Consider the following 14,669-nt stretch of genomic DNA (forward strand, 5'->3'; position numbering starts at 1 on the left):
GAGACGCTCAGTTCGTCGTTCAACATTTCAGTTTCCGCGTCAGGCGCGTTCGGGAACATGAACGGCGACGAGATGTGGTACTTCATGCCCACGGGCGGGCTCGTGAACCTCACCGACAACATCTTCCAGATTCTCTCGTTCAACGTCTCGGGCTGGGCCTTCGGCGACTGGGGGCGCACCTTCCGCAAGCGACTCGACGACGTGCATTTCCTGCACAATCCCACGATCGCCGATCTCGATGGCGACGGGCGCATGGAGGTGGTGGCGAGTTCGCTCGGCTATCTCGTGCGCGCGTGGAACACCGACGGCGAAACGCCCGCGGGTTGGCCCAAATACACGCAGAACGGCATGCAGGCGTCGCCCGTGGTCGGCGACGTGGACGGCGACGGGCTCTTCGAGGTCGTCACGCACACCAACGAGGGGCGCATTTTCGCGTGGCAGACGACGGGCACGGCGTGCCGCGACGCGGGCATCAACGCCGAGTGGTGGTCGTTCCACCACGACGAATGGAATACCGGCGCGCACGGAACCGACACGCTGCCGCCGGGAGTGCCGACGGACCTGCGCGTGTATTTCACCGACGATCCAAATGTCTTCGAAATCGTCGTCACCGCGCCCGGTGACGACTGGGCCTGCGGCACGGCGACGTCGTACGACCTTCGCTGGTGGACCGACGCGCCCGCGTCCATGTCGCCCGCGACGTTTCTGGCGGGAACCGTGCTCGCCGCGCCCGCGCCGATTCTCGGCGGCGAGGAACTGCGTTTCACGGTGACCGCGCCGGACGCCGAAGCGTTTTCGCTGCGCGTGACGGACGAGAACGGGCTCGTCGGCTGGCCGAGCCCCGCGATTGAACCGACCGATGCGCCGCCGCCCGATGACGACACGGATGACGACACAGACGACGATGCGGACGACGACGTGATCGACGACGATGCCGCGGACGACGACACGACGGATGACGATGCGGACGATGACGCGGGATCGGGCGACGATGATGACGATGACGACGGCGGCTGCTGCGGCTGCTGACGAAGTTCGAGAAGCAGCACGATCTCTACGGCGCGATCATCTGCCGATTACGGGAGGAATCCCCGTTTGGCGAGTTGGTCGGTCATATCGGCCTTCGACGCATAGCCCTCGTGCCGATAGACCTCTTTCCCCTCGCGGTCGACGTAGACCTGTGTCGGCATGATGCGGATCCGATATTGCTCAGCGAGTTCCGTTTCCTTCCCCAGGTCGTTGAAGCGCACCAGCACCTTGCCGGCGAGCTCGGTGTGAAGCGCCTCGAGATCCGGCGCCATCGCCTTGCACGGCTTGCACCAGCCACGGCCGAAATCGAGCATCATCGGCAGTCCTTTGGCGCGGTATTCGGCGATCTCCTCGGCGGCGTCGCGATACCCCGACGCGGGCGCGGCCGCTGTGACACCGGCATCGGACGCACCCTGACAAGAAGCGAGCGCGGCGAGCGCCGCCACGGCGACGGCGATCGATAGAATCCGCAAAACATGGAACCGCTTCATCATGACAAACCCCGCCGTGCGAAAAACGCGCCGACCGCGACGATCAGCACGCCCGCGACGCGACGAAGCACGTCGGTCGCCGCGGTGAGTTTTTTGTTTTCGATCACGGCCTTCGCAGCACCGACGCTGGTTCCCGCCACGACGATCAATGCGCAGTGCCCCAGCGCGTAAACCAGCAGCAAAAACGCGCCGTACGTCACGGAGGACCCGCTCGCCGCGAGGTACGTGAGCAGCACGATGAGAATGGGCGCCGCGCAGGGGGCGGACACCACGCCGAACAGCAGACCGAGCAGGAACGCACCGACGTTTCCCTTGATCCGCGGGTTCACGTTCAGCGCGGGGATCGGCAATTTCACCAAACCCGCGAGATGCACGCCCATCACCACGCACACGGCGGCGACGACGAAGTTCCACACGGCCGACACGTTGCCGAAAAGGCGTCCCACCAGCGCGGCGACCACGCCCATGACGGTAAATGTCAGTGCGAGGCCGAGAACGAAGAACAGGGAGAAACCGAAGGCGCTCTTGGCCGATGAGATCGACTTGCCGCCCGACACGAAGCCGATGGTGAGCGGGATCATCGCGAGCACGCACGGATTGGACGCCGTGAGAAGCCCGCCCATGAACACCGCGCCCACCGCGAGCCAGGGATTGGAGTGGATGTAGAGTTCCGCGTTGGCGAGGAAATTGTCGAGCATCACGGCGTTTCCTTCACGACACCGATTTCCCGAAGTTTCGCGAGGACGTCCTGACGGCGCAGTTTCCCCTGCGCCTGATAGAGCGACGACCCCTGCGGTGTGACGACCAGCAGGGCGGGAAAGGAGAAGAGCTTGTATTTTTCCATGAGCGGTTTCACGGTTTCGGGCTGTTCGCCGTAATCGAGATGGCGATACTCGAAGCCCGCGGCGAGACCCGTCTGGATCTCCGCGGCGATCGGCTCGGCGAGCTTGCACTCCCGCTTGGTGCAGTCGCATCCGCTGGAATGGGTGAAGAAGTACACCATGGTCTTCGCGTCCCCGGCACGCGCGACGGCCGCCAAAGCGAAAAGACCGAACAGGCACACGAGCGCGATTCGAATCGTCCTCGAAAACATCGCCGAAACTCCCAATGCAAGGTCCCCTTCGGGGGATGAATTAACCAAACAGCTTTTGCAGATCGCTCGTGGTCGGGACGCGGCCCTTGAGCACGACCTTGCCGTCGAGCACGATCGCCGGCGTCGCGAGAATCCCCAGCGCCATCATCGCGTCGATGGATTCGATCTTCACGACCTCGTGGGCGAGCCCCTTTTCGTCCAGATACTTTCGGATCACATCGTACGACTGTCGGCACTTGGCGCATCCGGGGCCGTACACTTCGACTTTCATGGCGAACCTCCCGTCAGGCAATCGCGCCGTAGGCCATGCCCGCAACCGTGGACATGACAACGACCAGCGCGAAGTAGGTGAATGACTTTTTTGGGCCGAGCACGCCGTAGATGACGATCATGCTCGGCAGCGAGAGCGCCGGGCCGGCGAGCAGCAGCGACAGCGCCGGACCTTGTCCCATGCCCGAGCCGATCAAGCCTTGCAGAATCGGTACCTCGGTCAGCGTGGCGAAGTACATCAGCGCCCCGGCCATCGAGGCGAACAGATTCGCGCGAAACGAATTGCCGCCGACAAGCGCCTCAATATACCGGTTCGGAATGACGCCCGTATCTGTCCCGGCTCGGCCCAGCAGGAAACCAGCCACGAGAACGCCGCCCAGCAGCAGGGGCATGATCTGTTTCGTGAAATCCCAGGTCGAGGCGACCCATTCGCCCAGTTCTTCCCTCTTGAACCATCGCCAGAGCATGACACCCAGAACGGCGAGCAGCGCGAAGGTGACGGGCCAATGAACCCGATAGACCGCGTCCCAGAAGCCGACGGGCTGCGATGACTTCCCCCACGCCGCGAAGATCAGGATGAAGACCATGACGGCCATGTAGGAAACCGTTTTCCAGAGCGGTCGCGCTTCGTCGGGCACCGCGGCGAACATGTTGCCAGCCGCTTTTTCCTGCTCTTCCCGGCGGAAGATCGCCGCCATGAGCAGCCCGATCACGATTGAGAAGATCACCGCGCCAACTGCCCGGGCGAGTCCGAGCTGCCACCCGAGGATGCGCGCCGTCAGGATGATGGCGAGCACGTTGATGGCCGGGCCGGAATAGAGGAAGGCGACGGCGGGACCGAGTCCGGCGCCGCGTTTGTGAATCCCCGTGAAGAGAGGCAGCACCGTGCAGGAGCAGACCGCCAGAATGGAACCCGACACCGAGGCGACGGAGTAGGCCAGGATCTTTTTCGCCGTCGGGCCGAAGTACTTCATGACCGCGGCCTGCGAAACGAAAACGCTGATTGCCCCGGCGATGAAAAACGCGGGCACCAGGCAGAACAGCACGTGCTTTTGCGCGTAGTCCTGAAGCATCCAGAATGCCTCGAGGATCGCGCCCCGCACCCGGTCGTTGCCGAGGGGGATGAAATAAGCCGAGAGAAAAACCCCGACCAAAACGGCCAGCTTCGTTTTTTCTTTCATGACTCAATCCTTCGCCGTTATCCAAAACGGCTAAATAAAGAAACAAAAAAACCGCGCGGATTCACAACATCGCGGCCTTCCGCTGCTCGACGACCTGCGTGACGCACGAGAAAAATCCCGCGATGCACGTCACGTCCAGTCGGTAGAAGACCATGTTCCCGTCTTTGCGATCTTCCGACACGATCCCGGCTTCCCGAAGCTGGCTGATGTGGCGGCTGACGGTGGCGTATTCCGATCCCACGAGCTTGACCAGGTCGGCGACGTTCTTCGGCCCCTCCTGCAGGGCATCGACGATCTTCAGGCGGCTGGGATGGCCCAAAGCCTTGAAGACCTTCGCCCGAATTTCGAAGCTCCGATCCGAGGTCGTCCGTTTTGCGACCATGCTTCACCTCTCGTATTTAGCTAATACGCTAAATTGGAGAGCGCGGCAACCGTCAATTCGCTCTTACGTGAAATTGCTCACGGAATTTCGAAACTCTGCGCGGGTCGCCTTACGCCGCCTTGGCCGCGGAAAACACCTTCGTGATCTTCGAAATGGCCCAGTCGAGTTCCTCGTCGCTGATGACGAGCGGCGGCGCGAAACGCACCGACGTGACGTGCGTCTCTTTGGCAAGGATGCCCTCGGCCATGAGATCCTGACAGTACTGCCGCGCGGTTTTCGGACCGTCGGCGAATTCGACGGCGAGCAGCAGCCCCTTGCCGCGCACGTCCTTGATCTGCGGGTTGTCGATCGCGAGCAGCGCCGCCTTCAGTTTTGCGCCATTGCGTTCTGAGCGTCCGGGCAGGTCTTCTTCCACGATGACGCGCATGGCTTCGCGGGCGCACGCGCAGGCCAGCGGGTTGCCGCCGAACGTCGAGCCGTGCTCGCCCGGCACGAACAGGCCGAGCACTTCGTCATTGGTCACGCACGCGGAAATCGGCAGAATGCCGCCGCCCAGCGTCTTGCCGAGGATCAGCACGTCGGGCTGAATGCCTTCCCACTGATAGCAGAACATTTTGCCGCAGCGTCCCCAGCCGGTTTGGATTTCGTCGAGCATCAGCAGCACGTTTTTCTCGTCGCACAGCTTGCGCAGCGCCTTCAGGTAGCCGTCGGGCGGCACGATCACGCCGGCTTCGCCCTGCACGGGTTCGACGAGAATCGCGCACGTTTTTTCGGTGACCGCGGCGGCCATGGCACCCGCGTCACCGTAAGGCAGAATCTTGAAGCCCGGCGTGAATGGCGCGAAATACTGCTTGTAAAGTTCGTCGGACGAGAAGCTGACGATGGTGGTGGTGCGTCCGTGGAAGTTTCCCGAGCAAACGAGAATCTCGGCCTCGCCCATCGGGATGCCTTTTTTCACATAGCCCCATTTGCGCGCGGCCTTGACCGCCGTCTCGACCGCCTCGGCGCCCGTGTTCATCGGCAGCACGCGGGCCATGCCGGTCAGGTCGCACAGCTCCTTCATGAAGGGGCCGATCTCGGCGTTGTGGAACGCGCGACTCGTCACGCACAGCTTCGCGGCCTGATCCTGCAGGACCTTCACGAGGCGCGGGTGGCAGTGGCCAGTGGAAACGGCGGAGTAGGCCGAGAGCATGTCCATGTATTTGCGGCCCTCGACGTCCCACATCCAGACGCCCTGCGCGCGGTCGATGACGACGGGCAGCGGCTTGTAATTGTGCGAACCGTAGGTTTCGGCGAGATCCATCAGGGTTTGCGAATTCATGGGCGATGTCATGGCAAGCTCCAAAAAGGAAGGGCAAGTTCACCGGCGCGATTTTGCGAAACGGCTTGGAAATGTCAAACTGAAAATCGCCCCACGTGAGCGTCGGGGCGAAAACCGGGTTGTGTTTCGACGCGATCGCGCCGATATCCGGTACGAAACTCTTTTTTAGGGGCTTCTCATGAGAAAACGGCGAATCCTGGGGACATGGATGTTGGCGACGGCGGTGGTGCTCGCGGCCGGATGGGTCGTCGCCGAAGAAAAAGGCGGACACGGCGGCGGGCACGGCGGGCACGAGTGGGGCTACGAGGGCACGCTCGGGCCGGAACACTGGGGCGATCTCAAGGCTGAATTCGCCCTGTGCGAAACGGGCACGGCGCAGTCGCCCATCGACGTTCCGTCGGGGAGCGCGACGGCGGCCGAAGCGCCGAAGCTGGAATTCCACTACCAGCCGATTGCGCTGCGCGTGCTCAACAACGGCCATACGATTCAGGTGAACGCGGGTGGCGGCTACCTGTCGGTGGACGGCGAACGCTACGACCTCGCGCAGTTCCACTTTCATACGCCGAGCGAAAATTTCATCGACGGCAAACCCTTCGCGGGCGAAATGCATCTGGTCCACAAGAGCACCTCGGGCAAGCTCGCCGTGGTCGGCGTGATGCTGGCGCCCGGCGACGAAAACTCGGCGCTTGAACGTGCTTGGCGCGTCGCGCCGGCCGAGGAAGGGCCCGAGCGATCGGTCAACAACGTCTATATCGATCCGACGGCGATGCTGCCGTCATCGCGCGCTTATTTTCACTGGAAGGGCTCGCTGACCACGCCGCCGTGCACCGAAGGTGTCGAGTGGTTCCTGATGGACAAACCCCTCGAAGTGTCGGCGTCGACATTGGGCGTCATGGAAAAGACCATGCACCACAACGCCCGGCCGACGCAGCCGCTCGGCTCGCGCACCGTGCTGCACGTGGGCGCGAAGAACTGATACCGACGGCTTGAAAGTGCGAAGCGCGGGGGAACTTGCCCCCGCGCCTCGTGTGCAAATCGCGTCAATCGATCAGATGCAGCCCGCCGGTTCCGGATCGGTCGGCCAGGTCGCGTTGTCGTAGATCAGATTCATGTAGTTGACCGCGTCCGGCACGATGGTCGGCAAGGTCTTCTCGATCTCCTCCCCGTCGGCATCCGCCGTGAACGTGTCCTCCGCGGGATCGACATTGACCGCGAGGAAGTAGCCGTTCGCCGGATTCGAGTCGGTGCGCCCGGTCGTCGGCAGACCGCCGTTGTCGAAGTAGAAGATGTCGCTGCCCGCGCTGTCGGTCACCACCGCGCAACCCACCGGCGTGAAACCGCTGCCGCTGTCCCAATCCACCGCGCCCGAGACCACGCCCCTGGTGTCGTCGAGCGTGACGCTGATGGCGATGGCCAGCATCGCGCGCACGGCGGGCGTCACGAGTTTGAGGTACCACGATCCGGCGGCGGGATAGAGAATCGCGTACGAATCGACGTAATCGTCGTGCGTGATCTTCATCGAGAAGAGGTCGTCGCGCATCTTCTGATTGAACTCGCACAAGCCGCCGGCGTCGGAGATCGTCGTGATCGCCGGATCGAACGACGTGCCCGTCGAGCGGATCAGCTCGCACGTCGCGCCGACGATCGGATTGTCCGAAATCACATCGAGGAGTTCGACCGAGATCGGATCGGTCGGCGGCGTTTCGGTGTCGTCGTCGCCTGTGTCGTCGTCCGTCGTGTCATCGTCGGTCGTGTCGTCATCGGCGGTGTCGTCGTCCGCCGAGTCGTCATCGACATCGTCGTCGCCGGTGTCGTCGTCCGACGTGTCGTCGTCGACATCGTCGTCGGTCGGGGCGCCATCGTCGTTGTCGTCGTCATCGTCGCCGCAGCCGCAGGCGGCGAGCGTGAATGCGGCCATCAGAAGCAGGAGTCCAAGGAAAATGGGTCGATGCATGTCTTTCCTCCGTATTTCGCGACCATGCGAATACGTGAGGAATCATACATGAATATCGCCGTTTGGGGATCGAAAAAATTCGACCTCGGTCGAACCGTCGGTTCGCCCGATCAGGTCGGGGTGAAGAAACTCACCGGATGTCAGGCTGGATCACGCGTGTGGGCGGACGTATAGAAGAACGCCGCGCTCCTAGGTGAAGGAGGGGGCGTCGCGATTCAATCGAAGCCCCTCAGCTTCATATCGAATCGCTAGAAATCGCCGCACGAGCGGGCTCGGGTCCTCGGGACCGATTGTCAACGCACGCAAACTTCGCTTTCCCAGACGCCTATCCAGCATTCCCAAGGCTCGTATCACCGCGCTTGGGCTGGAAAGAATCTCGGCGTGATTCATCTGGAAATATAAGGTCAGATCCTGAACGAAATCCGCGAGGACAACAACGCCATCGAGTCGAAGTTTTTCGGTCAGTTCGTCTCGCATTTGGAAGAAGCGCGGGCGAAGTTGCGGATCGGAACGACTCATCCGCCAATCGCTCAGATCAGGATCGCGGATCCCCACCTGCCGATCGACTTCCGCGTAGAACCCCTCGACCGAAAAATCCGCGACCTCGCGTCCGTCGAATTCAAACCACACGCGCCCATCCCGATCGTGGGACTGACGGTAGCCGGTCGCACGCATCTTGAACCGCCCCGAAAGCGAGGCGGCGAGATGCTCTTCGAACAGCTTGTTGGTCTTGCTCCAGCGAGGCATCGGAACGCGTCCCGGCGAAAACGCGATGCGTCAGGTTTATCGGGGCTCAGGTCCCCATGTCCCAGCGCGTCAGGTAGTCGCTCTGCTCCGCGGTGAGCGTGTCGATGTGCACGCCCATCGCCGCGAGCTTGAGTCGCGCGACCTCTTCGTCGATCGACTTGGGCACGGAGTAGACCTTCTTCTCGAGCGCGTCGCCGCCCTTGTAGAGCCATTCGAGGGTGAGCGCCTGATTCGCGAAGCTCATGTCCATCACCGCGCTGGGGTGACCCTCGGCGGAAGCGAGGTTGAGCAGCCGCCCCTCGGCGAGCACGTAAATGCGCTTGCCCGACTGGAGCGTGAATTCCTCGACGAAGGGACGCACGATGCGCCGCTTCACCGCGACCTCGGCGAGTTTCGCGAGGTTGAGTTCGACGTTGAAGTGGCCGGAGTTCGCCACGATCGCGCCGTCCTTCATCGCCTCGAAGGCCGGGAGATCGATGACGTGAATGTCGCCGGTGACGGTGCAGAAAAAATCGCCCAGAGGGGCGGCCTCGGCGATGGGCATGACGCGGAATCCGTCCATCATCGCTTCCAGCGCGCGCAGCGGATCGATCTCGCAGATGACGACATTGGCGCCCAGGCCGCGCGCCGTGCTGGCGAGGCCGTGCCCGCACCAACCGTAGCCGGAGATGACGAATGTCGAGCCAGCGATCAGCCGGTTCGTCGCGCGCAGAAAGCCATCCATCGTGCTCTGGCCGGTGCCGTAGCGGTTGTCGAACATGTGCTTGGTTTTCGCGTCGTTGACCGCGACGATGGGGTAGCCGAGCACGCCGTCGGCCGCCATCGCGCGCAGGCGAATCACGCCCGTCGTCGTTTCCTCGGTGCCGAAACGCACCGACGCCAGTTCGCTCTTGCGTTCGGTGTGCAGCACGTTCACGAGATCCGCGCCGTCATCCATTGTCACGTGCGGCTTCAGGTCGATCGCCTGATTCAGGTGTTTGTAGTAGGTCGGGCCGTCCTCGCCCTTGATCGCGTAGATGCGGATGCCCGCATATTTTGCAAGGTATGCGGAGACGTAGTCCTGCGTGGACAGCGGATTGCTGGCGCACAGGGCGACATCCGCGCCGCCCTCGGCGAGGGCGAGCATCAGATTCGCCGTCTCGGTCGTGACGTGCAGGCACGCGGAGACGCGCAGGCCCGCGAGGGGCTTGTCCTTTTTAAACCGCGCGCGGATCTGGCGCAGCACGGGCATCGACTGCTCGGCCCATTCGGTGTTGTCTTTGCCCTCGTCGGCGAGCGCGATATCCTTCACGTCGTAGTCGGCCATTTGTGCTTCCTTATATCCGTGCGTAAACGAAAAAATCCCAACGTGGGCGACTTGCCCGCGCATCGATGCGGTTTCGCGTTTCGCTATTTCCCCGCGAGCGCCTTGAGTTCCGCGGCCTTGTCCGTGCGCTCCCACGTGAAGCTGTCCTCGGTGCGTCCGAAGTGGCCGTACGCGGCGGTCGCGCGGTAGCGCGGTTTGAGCAGGTCGAGGTGCGCGATGATCTTCGCCGGCTTGAGCGGGAAGACCTGCCGAATCAGATCGGCGATCTTTTCCTCGGGCAGCTTGCCGGTGCCGAAGGTGTCGACGTACACGCTGACCGGGTCCGCAACGCCGATCACGTAGGCAAGCTGGATCTCGACGCGCGACGCGAGCCCCGCCGCGACGACGTTCTTGGCGATGTAGCGGCCCATGTACGCCGCGGAGCGATCGACCTTCGACGGGTCCTTGCCCGAAAACGCGCCGCCGCCGTGACGGCCCATGCCGCCGTAGGTGTCCACGATGATCTTGCGTCCCGTGAGACCGCAGTCGCCCATCGGCCCGCCGACGACGAACCGCCCGGTGGCGTTGATGTGATAGATCGTTTTGTCGTCGACAAGGCCCGCGGGCAGCGACTTTTTCACCACCTCTTCGCGCACCGCCTCGACGATCCGCTCGTGGGTCGCGTCGTCGTCATGCTGCGTGGCGATGACGATGGTGTGGATGCGTTTGGGCACGCCGTTTTCGTACTGCACCGTCACCTGGGACTTGCCGTCGGGGCGGAAAAACGCCGCGCGGCCGTCCTTGCGCGCTTTCGAGAGGCCCGCGGACAGCAGGTGCGCGTAGTGGATCGGCGCGGGCATCAGCACGGGCGTTTCGTCGCACGCGAAGCCGAACATCATGCCCTGGTCGCCCGCGCCCTGCTCGACGTGCAGGCCCTGGCCCTCGGTTACGCCCTGGGAAATGTCTGGGCTCTGCTTGTCGATCGAGGTCACCACCGCGCAGGTGCGGAAGTCGAAACCCTTGCGCGAATCGTCGTAGCCGATCTCCTCGATCGTCTTGCGCACGACCGCCGCCATGTCCACATAGCCGGTCGTCGTGATCTCACCGGCGATCACCGCGAGACCGGTCGTGACGAGCGTTTCGCAGGCCACGCGGCCCTTGGAATCCTGACGCAGAATCTCGTCGAGGATCGAATCGCTGATCTGGTCGGCGATCTTGTCGGGGTGGCCTTCGGTCACGGATTCGGACGTGAAAAGATAGTCCAAGCTCGGCATACGCGCTCTCTCCCTGGGATGAATGAACGAACCCCTGTCCCCATTCGGGCCAAACACTCTACACAGATCGCGATCAGAAAAAAGACGAGGTTCACTGCATGGGTTGGAGGCCGGCGCAAAGACGCGAGATGACGTTCAACCGCTCGTTACATCGCGGGGAATCGCGGCGTCGGGTCGATTACGCCTTGGCGTAGATGCGTCTCCACTCATCCTGTTCCGTGCGACTGGGGAAGCGCGGCTGGACGGTGAGGTCGACGAGCTTCGCCGTCAGATCCTCGCCGGGCAGCGGCGAGTCCTTGATGCGCGCCGCTTTGACGATGTGGCCGGGCGTGTCGTCGAACTCGGAGTCCACGTAGGCGAGCACCACGAAGCGCTTCTCCTCGTCGAGGAACGCAAACGAGGTGATCGTGCCGACGACATTCTGATCATCATCGAGGATGACGTGACCTTCGCGCACGCTCTTGGCCCCTTGCCCCGCCAATCGCACCAGCTTGCGTCGCATGCCGCCCTCGAGCCGCGCGCGATAGGCGCCGCGACCGACGAACCACGGCTTGGCCAGTCGCGCGACCCAGCCGTATCCCGCTTGGGTGAGCGTGCCGCTGAGCGATCCTTCGAGTTCGTGGCCGAAGAGCGGCAGTCCCGCCTCGAGGCGGGCGGCGTCGCGCGCACCCAGCCCCGCGGGGCCGGCGCCCGTGTCGCACAGCTTTTTCCACAGTTCGACCGTGCGATCGGGATGCACGAAGATCTCGTATCCCACCGGTTCGCCCGTGTAGCCCGTCATCGCGAGCCAGACATCGCATCCGCCGACCCGGGCGCGCGCGACGTGGTTGCGTTTCATCGCGGCGATTCGACGCCGGTCCTCTTCCGAATCCGCGATATGGATCAGCAGATCGCGCGAACCCGGTCCCTGGAGCGCGAGGTCGAGCATCGAATCGGCGCCGGCGCTGCGCAGGTCGCGGATTTGCACCGGGCCGGGCATGCGTTTCGCGCCTTCGACGGGATCGATCGCGAAACGGTTCGAAGCCGCGGCGTTGATCCATTCCCAATCCGCCGCCGCGTTGGCCGCGTTGACGACCAGCATGTAGCGCTCGCGTTCGAGCCGGTACACGTACGTGTCGTCCGCGGCGATTCCGTTCGGGCGCAACAGATACTGATAGGCCGCGCGGCCCACCGGCAGGTTGAGCACGCGGTTGGCGAGCAGGGTTTCGAGAAACACCCCCGCCCAGGGGCCCGTGAAGTCGAAGACCGACATGTGCGACACGTCGAAGAGCGACGCCTTGGTTCGGGTCGCGCGGTGTTCGGCGAAGATCCCGGCGGGATACTGCACCGGCATCTCCCAACCGGCGAACGGAACCAGCTTGGCGCCAAGGGCGACGTGCGTGTCGTACAGTACTGTGCGGCGCGGCGGCCCGTCGGGTCGCGGTGCCGGCGCGAACTCGGGCCGCGCGGGAGCGCCGATCGCCGACGCGATGGCTTTTTGTCCGATGAAAAAAACCTTCGACGGCATCACAATGTCTGCACCGGCTTTCGCCGCGTCGATCGCGGAGCCCGTAAACGGGGAGACGTCGCGCGCCTCGGCGAGCGCCGCCGCCGCCGCGCCCAGCTCGGCGTGATCGACGTACCGGCATTCGTCGAGCCCGTGGATCCGCGGCCAGGGATCTCCCGGCACGATCTCCACAACACCGGCAGCGACCGCGCGCAACCAGAGCGCGATCTGCGCCGCGCGTCGCGGGCTCGGCCAAATCGCGAAGCTCGGCTCCCCGTCGCCCCGCAGCAGCCGGGCGACGATCACTTCGTCGAGCACCTGGGCGTCCGGCATGAGCAGGAGCGCGCGCCGCGCGTAACCCGGCAGCAAGTCGAGCGTCGTCACGGAAACGAGTTGACCCACGGCGAAGACCGCCTCGGGCCCGGCAAACGCGATGGCGCCGGACGTGGGCTCGGGAAACGACCCCGCACCCGACACGAGTTGCGCGATTTCGCGCAACGCCTGCTCGGTCTTTTCGATCGCACTCCACTCGAATCGCGCGCCGCCGACCGCCTCCGGCGCGCCGGGTTTGTATTCGGCATAAGTCCGGGCGCTGTAGAACAGCCCGGCCATGGCGCGCGTGATGCGCACGCACAGTTCCGCGCTCTGGCACGCCACGGCGTACCGCGAAGGATTCATCAGAAATGTCGTTGTGCGCGGAACGCCGGTTCGCTGATCCTGCGTCGCCTTGATGCCGACGGTGGCCAGCGCGGCGATGGCGTCGCCGGAAGAAATAGCGAACGCGTCGGGAGGCGTGAACGGGCGAAGATCGACGACGATCTCGAACGGAGCGGCCTTGCGCGTGGTCGCGTAGAATCCGCTTTCGTTGAGCTGTTCGGCGAAGTAATCGCTCAGGCGACGCAGTTCGGCGGTATCCACGTCCGCCGGGACGTCACGACCTGTGAAGTCGAGATACATGCGGGAGCCCCGATAAGATTCGAAAAAAGCATGACGCGTAACCGGCCCCAACCGGAGGTCAAAGTCTAGGGCCAACGCACCGGGGACGCAAGAATGACGCCGGCCCGGCCGCGGCCCGACCTCGGCCCGCGTTGCTTGACGCGCCGAATGCGCGGGTGTTAACCGTTTTGCATGCATCGTTTTCGCGTATTCGCGGTCGCGGCGATCGGTTTCGTGTTGCCGGCGATCTTCATCGCCGCCGGCGGGAGTCCCCCAAAACCGGCAAACGCGATTTCGGCGAAGGCCGTTCGGGTGTCGCCTGAGACTCTCATCGACATCGTCGACGCCGCGACCCGCGACTGCCGTGCGTTCGAGGTCTCGTTGGACGAGGGAGTCCGTGCTCGGCCCTCGTTCACGCCGCTCGCAGACCCGATCGGCGCGTCGGGCAGCATCGACCGCTCGAACCCCCGCGCGTATCACGTCGAGCGCGAGTGGACGGTTATGCGCGGGGGTGGGCGCGCCGCGCGTTGGATTCTCGTGTGCCGGGCATCGGGCGAAGCGCCGAACCGCGACGACCGCCCGCCCGGGCGAGATGTGGGCGACCCCTGCACCACCGATCCCGAGTGCGACGACGGTCTGTACTGCAACGGCGCGGAGACGTGCGTCGCCGACGAATGCGCCGCCGGTACGCCGGTCGATTGCGCGAGCGACGGTGTCTTCTGCAACGGAGTCGAGATGTGTTGGGAAGACACCGACGAGTGCGTGCATAGCGGCAACCCCTGCGCCGACGACGGGTCTTTCTGCAACGGCGACGAGGTCTGCGACGAGGTCGAATTCCAGTGCCTGCACGGCGGCGACCCATGCGCGGACGACGGCGCGTACTGCAACGGCACGGAGTCTTGCAACGAAACCGACGACGCGTGCGAGTCGTCGGGCGACCCCTGCGACGACGGCGAGTATTGCACGGGCGTCGAAACCTGCGACGAAGTCGCCGACGACTGCCTCGCGGGCACCTCGCCCTGCGCCGACGACGCCATCTACTGCAACGGAACGGAAAGCTGCGACGAAGCCGCGGACGCCTGCACGCACTCGGGCGATCCCTGCAACGACAACGGCGCGTTCTGCGACGGCAACGAGTCGTGCGACGAGGAAACGGCCGCGTGCGTGTCGAGCGGATCGCCGTGCGCCGACGACGGCCTGTGGTGCACGGGCACCGAGAC

At 64.0% G+C, this 14,669-nt stretch carries 15 protein-coding genes; 3 read left to right on the forward strand and 12 right to left on the reverse strand.

Features of this window, described 5'->3' with window-relative positions; translation table 11 throughout:
* Positions 1-57 precede the first annotated feature (57 nt).
* Entirely contained in the window at positions 58-1,029 is a 972-nt protein-coding gene (locus IT350_20835) for a VCBS repeat-containing protein (GenBank protein MCC6160508.1), read from the forward strand.
* A 47-nt stretch (positions 1,030-1,076) separates the two neighbouring features.
* Here the strand turns inward: IT350_20835 and IT350_20840 are convergent, their stop codons facing one another.
* The 7 genes from IT350_20840 to rocD form a co-directional block, all read right to left on the reverse strand.
* Positions 1,077-1,523: a thioredoxin family protein gene (locus IT350_20840; protein ID MCC6160509.1), complete on the reverse strand. Its 447-nt coding sequence runs from the start codon at positions 1,521-1,523 to the stop codon at positions 1,077-1,079.
* Entirely contained in the window at positions 1,520-2,218 is a 699-nt protein-coding gene (locus tag IT350_20845; GenBank protein MCC6160510.1) for a sulfite exporter TauE/SafE family protein, read from the reverse strand. The genes IT350_20840 and IT350_20845 overlap by 4 nt, the downstream gene beginning before the upstream one ends.
* Complete coding sequence (locus IT350_20850) at positions 2,218-2,613, reverse strand: hypothetical protein (GenBank protein ID MCC6160511.1); 396 nt, start codon at positions 2,611-2,613, stop codon at positions 2,218-2,220. The genes IT350_20845 and IT350_20850 overlap by 1 nt, the downstream gene beginning before the upstream one ends.
* A gap of 40 nt (positions 2,614-2,653) precedes the next feature.
* Entirely contained in the window at positions 2,654-2,884 is a 231-nt protein-coding gene (locus tag IT350_20855) for a TM0996/MTH895 family glutaredoxin-like protein (GenBank protein ID MCC6160512.1), read from the reverse strand.
* Between the two features lie 13 nt (positions 2,885-2,897).
* Positions 2,898-4,064, reverse strand: a complete 1,167-nt coding sequence (locus IT350_20860) for a permease (protein ID MCC6160513.1) — start codon at positions 4,062-4,064, stop codon at positions 2,898-2,900.
* Between the two features lie 61 nt (positions 4,065-4,125).
* Positions 4,126-4,446: a winged helix-turn-helix transcriptional regulator gene (locus IT350_20865; protein MCC6160514.1), complete on the reverse strand. Its 321-nt coding sequence runs from the start codon at positions 4,444-4,446 to the stop codon at positions 4,126-4,128.
* A 109-nt stretch (positions 4,447-4,555) separates the two neighbouring features.
* Complete coding sequence (rocD, locus tag IT350_20870) at positions 4,556-5,779, reverse strand: ornithine--oxo-acid transaminase (protein ID MCC6160515.1); 1,224 nt, start codon at positions 5,777-5,779, stop codon at positions 4,556-4,558.
* A 166-nt stretch (positions 5,780-5,945) separates the two neighbouring features.
* Between rocD and IT350_20875 the strand changes: the two genes are divergently transcribed.
* Positions 5,946-6,743 carry a carbonic anhydrase family protein gene (locus IT350_20875; protein MCC6160516.1) on the forward strand — a complete coding sequence of 266 codons (798 nt, stop codon included), beginning with the start codon at positions 5,946-5,948 and terminating at the stop codon, positions 6,741-6,743.
* 72 nt (positions 6,744-6,815) lie between these two features.
* On the opposite strand, the gene IT350_20880 is transcribed toward IT350_20875, so the two are convergent.
* The 5 genes from IT350_20880 to gcvT all read right to left on the reverse strand — a co-directional run bounded on the left by IT350_20880 (position 6,816) and on the right by gcvT (position 13,470).
* On the reverse strand, positions 6,816-7,721 hold the full coding sequence (locus IT350_20880; GenBank protein ID MCC6160517.1) for a hypothetical protein: 906 nt from the start codon (positions 7,719-7,721) through the stop codon (positions 6,816-6,818).
* Between the two features lie 189 nt (positions 7,722-7,910).
* Positions 7,911-8,468 carry a hypothetical protein gene (locus tag IT350_20885; protein MCC6160518.1) on the reverse strand — a complete coding sequence of 186 codons (558 nt, stop codon included), beginning with the start codon at positions 8,466-8,468 and terminating at the stop codon, positions 7,911-7,913.
* A 46-nt stretch (positions 8,469-8,514) separates the two neighbouring features.
* On the reverse strand, positions 8,515-9,774 hold the full coding sequence (locus IT350_20890) for an adenosylhomocysteinase (GenBank protein MCC6160519.1): 1,260 nt from the start codon (positions 9,772-9,774) through the stop codon (positions 8,515-8,517).
* Between the two features lie 83 nt (positions 9,775-9,857).
* Entirely contained in the window at positions 9,858-11,027 is a 1,170-nt protein-coding gene (locus IT350_20895; protein ID MCC6160520.1) for a methionine adenosyltransferase, read from the reverse strand.
* Between the two features lie 178 nt (positions 11,028-11,205).
* Positions 11,206-13,470, reverse strand: a complete 2,265-nt coding sequence (gene gcvT, locus IT350_20900; protein MCC6160521.1) for a glycine cleavage system aminomethyltransferase GcvT — start codon at positions 13,468-13,470, stop codon at positions 11,206-11,208.
* 171 nt (positions 13,471-13,641) lie between these two features.
* Here gcvT and IT350_20905 point away from each other — a divergent pair.
* A partial coding sequence (locus IT350_20905) for a hypothetical protein (GenBank protein ID MCC6160522.1) occupies positions 13,642-14,669 on the forward strand: 1,028 nt, incomplete at its 3' end.

Source organism: Deltaproteobacteria bacterium, assembly GCA_020845895.1.
Taxonomy (GTDB): domain Bacteria; phylum Lernaellota; class Lernaellaia; order JACKCT01; family JACKCT01; genus JADLEX01.

What these genes read in the sequence shown, in the direction of transcription:
- IT350_20860 (MCC6160513.1), bottom strand. Translation starts at nt 4,064, where the DNA reads ATGAAAGAAAAAACGAAGCTGGCCGTTTTGGTCGGGGTTTTTCTCTCG.
- IT350_20850 (MCC6160511.1), bottom strand. Translation starts at nt 2,613, where the DNA reads ATGTTTTCGAGGACGATTCGAATCGCGCTCGTGTGCCTGTTCGGTCTT.
- IT350_20880 (MCC6160517.1), bottom strand. Translation starts at nt 7,721, where the DNA reads ATGCATCGACCCATTTTCCTTGGACTCCTGCTTCTGATGGCCGCATTC.
- IT350_20875 (MCC6160516.1), top strand. Translation starts at nt 5,946, where the DNA reads ATGAGAAAACGGCGAATCCTGGGGACATGGATGTTGGCGACGGCGGTG.
- IT350_20895 (MCC6160520.1), bottom strand. Translation starts at nt 11,027, where the DNA reads ATGCCGAGCTTGGACTATCTTTTCACGTCCGAATCCGTGACCGAAGGC.
- IT350_20885 (MCC6160518.1), bottom strand. Translation starts at nt 8,468, where the DNA reads ATGCCTCGCTGGAGCAAGACCAACAAGCTGTTCGAAGAGCATCTCGCC.
- IT350_20845 (MCC6160510.1), bottom strand. Translation starts at nt 2,218, where the DNA reads ATGCTCGACAATTTCCTCGCCAACGCGGAACTCTACATCCACTCCAAT.
- rocD (MCC6160515.1), bottom strand. Translation starts at nt 5,779, where the DNA reads ATGACATCGCCCATGAATTCGCAAACCCTGATGGATCTCGCCGAAACC.
- IT350_20855 (MCC6160512.1), bottom strand. Translation starts at nt 2,884, where the DNA reads ATGAAAGTCGAAGTGTACGGCCCCGGATGCGCCAAGTGCCGACAGTCG.
- gcvT (MCC6160521.1), bottom strand. Translation starts at nt 13,470, where the DNA reads ATGTATCTCGACTTCACAGGTCGTGACGTCCCGGCGGACGTGGATACC.
- IT350_20840 (MCC6160509.1), bottom strand. Translation starts at nt 1,523, where the DNA reads ATGATGAAGCGGTTCCATGTTTTGCGGATTCTATCGATCGCCGTCGCC.
- IT350_20890 (MCC6160519.1), bottom strand. Translation starts at nt 9,774, where the DNA reads ATGGCCGACTACGACGTGAAGGATATCGCGCTCGCCGACGAGGGCAAA.
- IT350_20835 (MCC6160508.1), top strand. Translation starts at nt 58, where the DNA reads ATGAACGGCGACGAGATGTGGTACTTCATGCCCACGGGCGGGCTCGTG.
- IT350_20865 (MCC6160514.1), bottom strand. Translation starts at nt 4,446, where the DNA reads ATGGTCGCAAAACGGACGACCTCGGATCGGAGCTTCGAAATTCGGGCG.